The sequence below is a fragment of the Streptomyces sp. NPDC058231 genome, assembly GCF_042882275.1.
GTDB lineage: Bacteria > Actinomycetota > Actinomycetes > Streptomycetales > Streptomycetaceae > Streptomyces.
Window position 1 is genome coordinate 1 of record NZ_JBHVWN010000008.1, and the last position, 7847, is coordinate 7847.

The 7847-nt window shown below is 70.5% G+C and carries 9 protein-coding genes; 3 read left to right on the forward strand and 6 right to left on the reverse strand.

Annotated elements, in window-relative coordinates:
* Window positions 1-85: 85 nt before the first annotated feature.
* The 4 genes from ACFVXE_RS07820 to ACFVXE_RS07835 form a co-directional block, all read right to left on the reverse strand.
* Complete coding sequence (locus ACFVXE_RS07820) at window positions 86-520, reverse strand: Fur family transcriptional regulator (protein WP_389670129.1); 435 nt, start codon at window positions 518-520, stop codon at window positions 86-88.
* Window positions 521-585: 65 nt separating this feature from the next.
* A complete protein-coding gene (locus ACFVXE_RS07825; RefSeq protein ID WP_389670130.1) occupies window positions 586-1494 on the reverse strand; it encodes a metal ABC transporter permease in 909 nt (302 codons plus the stop codon).
* Between the two features lie 2 nt (window positions 1495-1496).
* On the reverse strand, window positions 1497-2279 hold the full coding sequence (locus ACFVXE_RS07830) for a metal ABC transporter ATP-binding protein (RefSeq protein ID WP_389670131.1): 783 nt from the start codon (window positions 2277-2279) through the stop codon (window positions 1497-1499).
* Window positions 2280-2317: 38 nt separating this feature from the next.
* The gene (locus ACFVXE_RS07835) at window positions 2318-3271 is read right to left on the reverse strand and encodes a metal ABC transporter substrate-binding protein (RefSeq protein ID WP_389670132.1); all 954 of its coding nucleotides are present in this window, start codon (window positions 3269-3271) and stop codon (window positions 2318-2320) included.
* A gap of 154 nt (window positions 3272-3425) precedes the next feature.
* On the opposite strand from ACFVXE_RS07835, the gene ACFVXE_RS07840 reads away from it, so the two are divergent.
* A complete protein-coding gene (locus ACFVXE_RS07840) occupies window positions 3426-4808 on the forward strand; it encodes a glycine--tRNA ligase (protein WP_389670133.1) in 1383 nt (460 codons plus the stop codon).
* A gap of 92 nt (window positions 4809-4900) precedes the next feature.
* Window positions 4901-5104 (forward strand): hypothetical protein, encoded by a 204-nt coding sequence (locus ACFVXE_RS07845; RefSeq protein ID WP_389670134.1) that lies wholly within the window; start codon window positions 4901-4903, stop codon window positions 5102-5104.
* 161 nt (window positions 5105-5265) lie between these two features.
* Here ACFVXE_RS07845 and ACFVXE_RS07850 read toward each other — a convergent pair whose 3' ends face one another.
* Together ACFVXE_RS07850 and ACFVXE_RS07855 are read right to left on the reverse strand one after the other, a co-directional pair.
* Window positions 5266-5850 carry a TetR family transcriptional regulator gene (locus ACFVXE_RS07850; protein WP_389670135.1) on the reverse strand — a complete coding sequence of 195 codons (585 nt, stop codon included), beginning with the start codon at window positions 5848-5850 and terminating at the stop codon, window positions 5266-5268.
* A gap of 78 nt (window positions 5851-5928) precedes the next feature.
* Window positions 5929-6936 carry an aldo/keto reductase gene (locus ACFVXE_RS07855; protein ID WP_389670326.1) on the reverse strand — a complete coding sequence of 336 codons (1008 nt, stop codon included), beginning with the start codon at window positions 6934-6936 and terminating at the stop codon, window positions 5929-5931.
* A gap of 309 nt (window positions 6937-7245) precedes the next feature.
* On the opposite strand from ACFVXE_RS07855, the gene ACFVXE_RS07860 reads away from it, so the two are divergent.
* On the forward strand, window positions 7246-7476 hold the full coding sequence (locus ACFVXE_RS07860; protein ID WP_389670327.1) for a DUF6243 family protein: 231 nt from the start codon (window positions 7246-7248) through the stop codon (window positions 7474-7476).
* The last annotated feature ends 371 nt before the right edge of the window (window positions 7477-7847 follow it).

Below are 7847 nucleotides of genomic sequence, written 5' to 3' on the forward strand. Positions count from 1 at the left end.
CCTCGACCCGTCGGTCGTCGCCACCCCCCCCCGGGGGGGGCCCCCCCGAGACCGGCCGACGGCCCGGGACGGAGCCCCCGGAGGGTCACCCAGCGGCCGTCGCGCACTCCGCACACGTACCGAAGACCTCCACGGTGTGGGCCACATTCACGAAGCCGTGCTGCGAAGCGATCGTCTCCGCCCACTGCTCGACCGCGGGGCCCTCGACCTCGACGGCCTTGCCGCAGACCCGGCACACCAGATGGTGGTGGTGTTCCCCGGTCGAGCAGCGCCGGTACACGGACTCGCCGTCCGTGGTGCGCAGGACGTCGACCTCGCCCGCGTCGGCGAGGGACTGCAGGGTGCGGTAGACGGTGGTCAGCCCGACCGAGTCACCGCGGTGCCTGAGTACGTCGTGCAGTTCCTGGGCGCTGCGGAACTCGTCCACCTCGTCGAGCGCCGCCGCCACCGCGGCCCGCTGCCGGGTCGACCGGCCGCGTACCGGAGCTGCGTTCGTTCCACTGATCGGCGCCGTCGCCACAGGTGCCTCCTCGTGTCGCCCGTACAGATGTCGGGCCATTGTGCCAGCCCGTTCCCGCGCCGGGGTCACACCTGGACGCCGTCCGTGGCCGGCCGTGCGGCCGGGACTTCCGGAGTCCTTCCTTCCAGGGTGCACTCCGCCGAGGCGGCTTCGCTCCTGCGGGCGCGCCTCCTGGCCAGCGGGGTGGCGAGCGCGGTCAGGGCGACGAAGACGGCGATGGCCAGCAGCACGATGGTCGCGCCGGGCGGTACGTCCTGGTAGTAGGAGGTGACGGTGCCGGCCAGGGTCACCGCCGTGCCGATGACGACGGACAGCACGAATGTCGCCCGGAAGGACTTCGAGATCTGCTGGGCGGCGGCGACCGGCACCACCATCAGCGCGCTGACCAGGAGCAGACCGACGACCCGCATCGCGACGGTGACGGTCACCGCCGCCGTGACCGCGATCAGCAGGTTCAGCGCGCGCACCGGCAGCCCGGTGACCCGCGCGAATTCCTCGTCCTGGCTGACCGCGAACAGCTGCCGCCGCAGCCCCACCGTCACCAGCAGCACGAACCCGGCGAGCAGGCAGATCGCGGTGATGTCCTCGGGCGAGACCGTGGAGAGCGAGCCGAAGAGGTACGAGGTGAGGTTGGCGTTGGAGCCGGTGCCGGAGAGGTTGATCAGCAGCACGCCGCCCGCCATGCCGCCGTAGAAGAGCATGGCCAGCGCGATGTCGCCGCGGGTGCGTCCGTACCACCGGACCAGTTCCATGATGATCGAGCCGGCGACCGCGACCGCCGTGGCCATCCATACCGGGCTGGTGGAGAGGAGGAAGCCGAGGCCGACACCGGTCATCGCGATGTGGCCGATGCCGTCGCCCATCAGGGCCTGGCGGCGCTGCACCAGGTAGATGCCGACGGCGGGGGCGATGACGCCGACCAGTACGGCGGCGAGCAGGGCCCGCTGCATGAGGGGATAGTTCAGCATTTCCATGATCAGCTCAGCAGTCCCGTCCGGACCGGCTCGGAGGCCGCGTGGGGGTGTACATGGTCGTGGCCGGGCAGCGCGTGCTGGCCCACTGCCTCGGGGGGCGGCCCGTCGTGCATCACACAGCCGTCACGGAGCACGATCGCGCGGTCGATGAGCGGCTCCAGCGGGCCCAGCTCGTGCAGCACGAGCAGCACGGTGGTGCCGGCCGCGACCTGTTCGCGCAGGGTGTCGGCGAGGATCTCCTGGCTGGCCAGGTCGACGCCGGCCATCGGCTCGTCCATGATCAGCAGCTCGGGTTCGGCGGCGAGCGCCCGGGCGATGAGCACGCGCTGGTGCTGCCCGCCGGAGAGCGCGCTCACCGAGTCCCCGGACCGGTCCGCGAGTCCGACGAGTGCGATCGCGCGGTCGACGGCGGCCCGGTCCGCCTTGCGGAGCACCCCCAGTCTCGTACGGGACAGCCGCCCGGCGGACACGACCTCGCGGATCGTGGCCGGGACTCCGCCGGCCGCCGTGGTGCGCTGCGGTACGTAGCCGATCCGCGCCCAGCTGCGGAAGCGCCGCAGGGGGGTGCCGAAGAGCTCGACCGAGCCGCCGGTGAGCGGGACCTGTCCGATGACGGACCGCACGGCGGTCGACTTGCCGGAACCGTTGGCGCCGAGCAGGGCGGCGACCTCGCCACGGTGCACGGTCAGGTCGATGCCGCGCAGCACGGGGCGCGCGCCGAGCGTGGCCGTGGCCCCGCGCAGGCTTATCACGGGGTCGGGCTTGATGCTCTCGGGCTCGGGCATGAGCGCCTCCGATGGTGCTGTGGCGGGTGTTGCCTGGATCACTTCGCGCCCAGCGCCTTCTGGAGGGCGGCGAGGTTGGACCGCATGACCTCGATGTAGTCAGCGCCCTTGGACTTGCCGGTGATTCCCTCCAGCGGGTCGAGGACGTCGGTCCTCAGGCCGGTGTCCCCGGCGACCGTCTTCGCGGTCCTGTCGCTGGCGAGGGTCTCGAAGAAGACCGTGGTGACCTTGTTCTTCTTCGCGACGTCGTGGATCTCCTGGATACGGGCGGGGCTCGGTTCGGCCTCGGGGTCGATGCCGGCGATGCCCTCCTGGACCAGGCCGTAGCGCTCGGCGAGGTAGCCGAACGCGGAGTGGGTGGTGATGAAGGTCCGGGTGGCGGTGGACCGCAGGCCCGTCTCGTACGCCGTGTCCAGCGCGTCGAGCTTCTTGACCAGGGTGTCCGTGTTCCTGCGGTAGTCCGCGGCGTGTCCGGGGTCGGTCTTCTCCAGGGACTTGCCGACTCCCTCGGCGACCTCGGCGTACTTCACCGGGTCCAGCCAGATGTGCGGGTCGGCCCCGGCGCCCTCGCCCCGGTGCGCGTGGCCGGACTCTTCGCCGCCGGCCTCGGTGCCGTGGTCCTCCAGCGTGGTCAGCTTCGCCGCGTCGACGGTGTGGGTCGCCCCGGACTGCTTGATCGCGTCGTCGACGGCGGGCTGGATACCCTTGAGGTAGAGGACGAGGCCGGCGTCGCCGAGCCCGACGATCTGGCGCGGGCTGAGCTCCAGGTCGTGCGGCTCGACGCCCGGCTTGGTCAGTGTGGTGACCGACACGTGGTTCCCGCCGATCTGCTCGGCCAGGAACTGCATCGGATAGAACGACGCCACCACGTTCAGCCTCCCGTCCGACCTGCCGTCGGCGGCGTCCGGCGCGGAGCAGGCGGAGAGGGCGGTGAGCCCGAGGGCGACCGTTCCGGCGACTACGGCGGTCGGTATGAGGCGGCGTACGTTCATGACAGTCATTTTCAACAAAAGTGGAAACGATTGTCAACAAGCCCGCTCGGGCGCCCAGTGGGTGAGCTGTCCGCACACCGATTTGATCCGGAGGGCGTGCCCGCCGGTAATCTGAAGCATTCGCCGTTCGTCGTCTCGTAATGAAGAGAGCACCGTGGCCGCCGACAAGATCGACTCCATCGTCAGCCTGAGCAAGCGCCGTGGCTTCGTCTACCCCTGCAGTGAGATCTACGGTGGCCAGAAGGCCGCCTGGGACTACGGGCCGCTGGGCGTGGAGATGAAGGAGAACCTCAAGCGCCAGTGGTGGCGCTACATGGTCACTTCGCGCGAGGACGTGGTCGGTCTCGACTCGTCGGTCATCCTGGCCCCCGAGGTGTGGGTTGCCTCCGGTCACGTCGCCACGTTCACCGACCCGCTGACCGAGTGCACCTCCTGCCACAAGCGCTTCCGCGCCGACCACCTGGAGGAGGCGTACGAGGAGAAGCACGGCAAGCCGCCCGTGAACGGCCTCGCCGACCTCAACTGCCCGAACTGCGGCAACAAGGGCACCTTCACCGAGCCCAAGCAGTTCTCGGGCCTGCTCTCCACGCACCTCGGCCCGACCCAGGACTCCGGCTCGGTCGCCTACCTGCGCCCCGAGACCGCGCAGGGCATCTTCACCAACTTCGGTCAGGTGCAGCAGACCTCGCGCAAGAAGCCGCCGTTCGGCATCGCGCAGATGGGCAAGTCCTTCCGGAACGAGATCACTCCGGGCAACTTCATCTTCCGCACCCGCGAGTTCGAGCAGATGGAGATGGAGTTCTTCGTCAAGCCGGGCGAGGACGAGCAGTGGCAGGAGTACTGGATGGAGCAGCGCTGGAACTGGTACACGGACCTGGGCCTGCGCGAGGAGAACATGCGGTGGTTCGAGCACCCGAAGGAGAAGCTCTCCCACTACTCCAAGCGCACCGCTGACATCGAGTACCGCTTCCGCTTCGGCGGCAGCGAGTGGGGCGAGCTGGAGGGTGTCGCCAACCGCACGGACTACGACCTCAAGGCCCACTCCGCCGCGTCCGGCACGGACCTGTCGTACTTCGACCAGGACGCCGGCGAGCGCTGGACCCCGTACGTCATCGAGCCGGCGGCCGGTGTCGGCCGTTCGATGCTCGCCTTCCTCCTCGACGCCTACATCGAGGACGAGGCGCCGAACGCCAAGGGCGTCATGGAGAAGCGCACCGTGATGCGCCTCGACCCGCGCCTGGCGCCGGTCAAGGTCGCGGTGCTGCCGCTCTCCCGTAACCCGCAGCTGTCGCCCAAGGCCAAGGGCCTCGCCACCGACCTGCGGAAGAACTGGAACATCGAGTTCGACGACGCGGGTGCCATCGGCCGCCGCTACCGTCGTCAGGACGAGATCGGCACGCCGTTCTGCGTCACCGTCGACTTCGACACCCTCGACGACAACGCGGTGACGGTGCGCGAGCGCGACACCATGAAGCAGGAGCGCGTCTCGCTCGACCAGATCCAGGCGTACCTCGGCGCCCGGCTGCTCGGCTGCTGACGCATCACGGTTCCACCGCGAAGCCCCCGGTTCCCCGCACGGAACCGGGGGCTTCGTGCACACTGGGCACCACGCGTCGACAGGAGGCCCGGATGCCGTCCATGACCACGAGCAAGGTCAGCCGATGGGATCAGCACGGTCGTGAACATGTCGTCCACGTAAGGAAGTCGGGGATGCAGCGGCAGCTGAGCTGCGACACCTGCGCATGGCGCAGGGGCGTGCAGTTCCTGCCCTGGCTCAAGGCGGAGGAACACCTCGCCGAGGCCCACCAGGCAACGATCGACCCGACGGCCTGAGCGCGGCGGCCCCGGGCCCGCCGGCCCGGCGGCCCGAGCTCACCGGCCTGAGCCCCACGGTCCGAGCCCGACTACCGGGACCCGACGGCCGATCGGCGGTCGTCGGGCGTTGCGACGGCTGCTGACCGCCGTCCGGCGGGAGCGGCCAGTGCGCGGGGCCGTCAGGCGCGCAGGCCGCGCAGCAGCAGGTCCGACACTGCGTCGAACTCGGCGCCGATGGTGGGGTTGTGCCACTCGGCGGCGTATGCCGGGTCGTGGAAGCGCGCCGTCGCGTCGAAGACCGCCTGTGCGGCGACCGTCGGATCGTCCACCGCGAACTCCCCGCCGCGCACACCCTCTTCGACGATGTCCCGCAGCTGGCCGACCAGTCTGCGGATGTGGGCCTCGACGACGGTGCTCTCCCCCATCAGCACGCTGTAGGTGGCGAACAGTTCGGGGTCGCCACCCGCCTTGTGCCGCTTGGCCTCGAACAGTGTGGCCAGCCAGTGGCGCAGCTTCGCCGGAGCGGGCTCCGCCGACGCATCGATGATCTCCGTGAGGGCCGCCTCGGTCCGGGTCAGCCAGCGATCGGTCACCGCCTCGCGCAGCGCCGCCTTCGTACGGAAGTGGCGGTAGACACTGCCGTGGCTGACGCCGAGCGCACGTGCGACGTCGACCACCGTGGCCTTGGCGGGGCCGTAGCGGCGCAGCACGTCCTCGGTGGCTTCGAGAATGCGCTCTGGGGTCAGCGGGTCGGCTGGCGTCATTGTCTGTGCTGCCTTTCGGAGGCCACCGTTCGGGGAGCTGCCCGGCGGGGGGCTGCGCCCTGCGACGGTACCCGGAGCTCAGCGCTCGCTGTCGAGGTGGGCCATCTGACTCTCCGGGTAGCGCGAACCGGCGGCCGCGCCTGCCGGGACGGCCTCCTCGATCGCCGCGAGGTCGGCGGCGTCCAGTGTGACGTCCAGAGCGCCGAGGGCCTCGGAGAGCCGGTCGCGGCTGCGGGCGCCGACGAGCGGCACGATGTCCTCGCCCCGGCCGAGCACCCAGGCGATGGCGATCTGGGCGACCGAGACGCTCTTCTGCTCGGCGATCTTGCGCAGGGCGTCGACCAGGTCCAGGTTGTGCTGGAGATTTCCGCCCTGGAAGCGGGGGCTCATGGCGCGGAAGTCGCCCGGGGCCAGCTCGCGGTCACGGCTGAAGTGTCCGCTGATCAGGCCGCGCGAGAGCACACCGTACGCCGTGACGGCGATGCCCAGCTCGCGGCAGACCGGCAGGATGGCGTCCTCCACGGAGCGGGAGATCAGTGAGTACTCGATCTGCAGATCGGAGATCGGGGCCACACCCGCCGCGCGCCGGATCGTGTCCGCGCCGACCTCGGACAGGCCGATGTGGCGGACATGGCCGGCCTCGACCAGCTCGGCGATGGCGCCGATGGTCTCCTCGATCGGGACATCGGGATCGACGCGGGCGATCCGGTAGATGTCGATGTGGTCGGTGCCGAGCCGCTGGAGCGAGTACGCGGCGAAGTTCTTCACGGCGGCGGGACGGCCGTCGTACCCCGTGAACGCTCCTTCGACCGTGCGCAGCGCTCCGAACTTCACGCTGGTCAGGGCTTGTTCACGAGCGGCGCTCGGGGCGGTGCGCAGCGCCTCGTTGATCAGTAGTTCGTTGTGTCCCATGCCGTAGAAATCGCCGGTGTCCAGCAAGGTGATGCCCGCGTCGAGCGCGGCGTGGACGGTGGCGATCGACTCGGTGCGGTCGCTCTCGCCGTACAGGGCGGACATGCCCATGCAGCCGAGGCCCAGAGCGGAGACCTGCGGGCCGGTGGAGCCGAGGGTGCGGGTGGCGATCATGAGGACTCCCGTGATGGAGGAGAGGAATGTGCGCTTGACGAGAAGGGGAACGGACTGTGCCATCACCATGGCATGACGGATGACAGATTTCAATATCTGTCAGTCCATTTCTGTGATGCTTCACCCGGACGGGTCGAAAAGCGCGTGCCACGCCCGGTCCGTCCGGGTACGGTTCCCGCATGTCCTCCTTCTTCCAGATCTACGAGTGAGAGCGCGGCGGGAACCGACCACCCCGCCGCTCACCGGATCGATTCCAGGTCGCTCACGACCTCACGTCTCATGACGTCTCACCACGAATGGGAGAGCCCCGTGGCCAAGAGCCGCAACAACCTTCTCGGTGTGGGCGGACAGCGCAAGAAGCTGTCCCGCGCCGATCAGCAGGGCGCGGGCACCGCGCGCAACGCCGACCGCAGGACGGCGGACGAGAAGAAGCAGGAACTGCTGCGCCGCATGCGCGAGCGCGCCGGCTCCGGGCAGGACCCGCAGCCCGCGGACTCCGCGACGCCGGCGCCCGAGGGCGACTCCGCGGCGCAGAGCTGACGCCGTCCCGCCACCTGTACGACCGTGGGGGCGGGGGGCCCCAAGGTGTTTAGGGCCCCCCCCCACGAGCTTAACCCGGCCGCGGAGGTGCAGACGGGCGCCCCCGCCGCCCCCCCGGGGGCCCCTCACCACCTTGGGTCCCGCGCCCCCACGCCGTTCTCGTACCCCGGTCCGGTCAGTGACCGTCCGGGCGCCCGCTCAGGCCTCCGTGCGCGTGCCCGGACCTGTCGCCCGGGCCGCGCCCGTCCGCCGGACCCCGCGCGGCGACGTACGCCCCCGCCAAGGACGCGCCCCCGCGCCGGGCCGTGGCGTCCTCACGTCGAGGGGCTCGCCGCCGCGGCCACGACCCCCGGGGGGGGGGCGGCGCCGGG

Coding starts and splice junctions, on each gene's coding strand:
- ACFVXE_RS07825 (WP_389670130.1), bottom strand. CDS start 1,494: ATGGAAATGCTGAACTATCCCCTCATGCAGCGGGCCCTGCTCGCCGCC.
- ACFVXE_RS07830 (WP_389670131.1), bottom strand. CDS start 2,279: ATGCCCGAGCCCGAGAGCATCAAGCCCGACCCCGTGATAAGCCTGCGC.
- ACFVXE_RS07835 (WP_389670132.1), bottom strand. CDS start 3,271: ATGAACGTACGCCGCCTCATACCGACCGCCGTAGTCGCCGGAACGGTC.
- ACFVXE_RS07845 (WP_389670134.1), top strand. CDS start 4,901: ATGCCGTCCATGACCACGAGCAAGGTCAGCCGATGGGATCAGCACGGT.
- ACFVXE_RS07850 (WP_389670135.1), bottom strand. CDS start 5,850: ATGACGCCAGCCGACCCGCTGACCCCAGAGCGCATTCTCGAAGCCACC.
- ACFVXE_RS07855 (WP_389670326.1), bottom strand. CDS start 6,936: ATGATCGCCACCCGCACCCTCGGCTCCACCGGCCCGCAGGTCTCCGCT.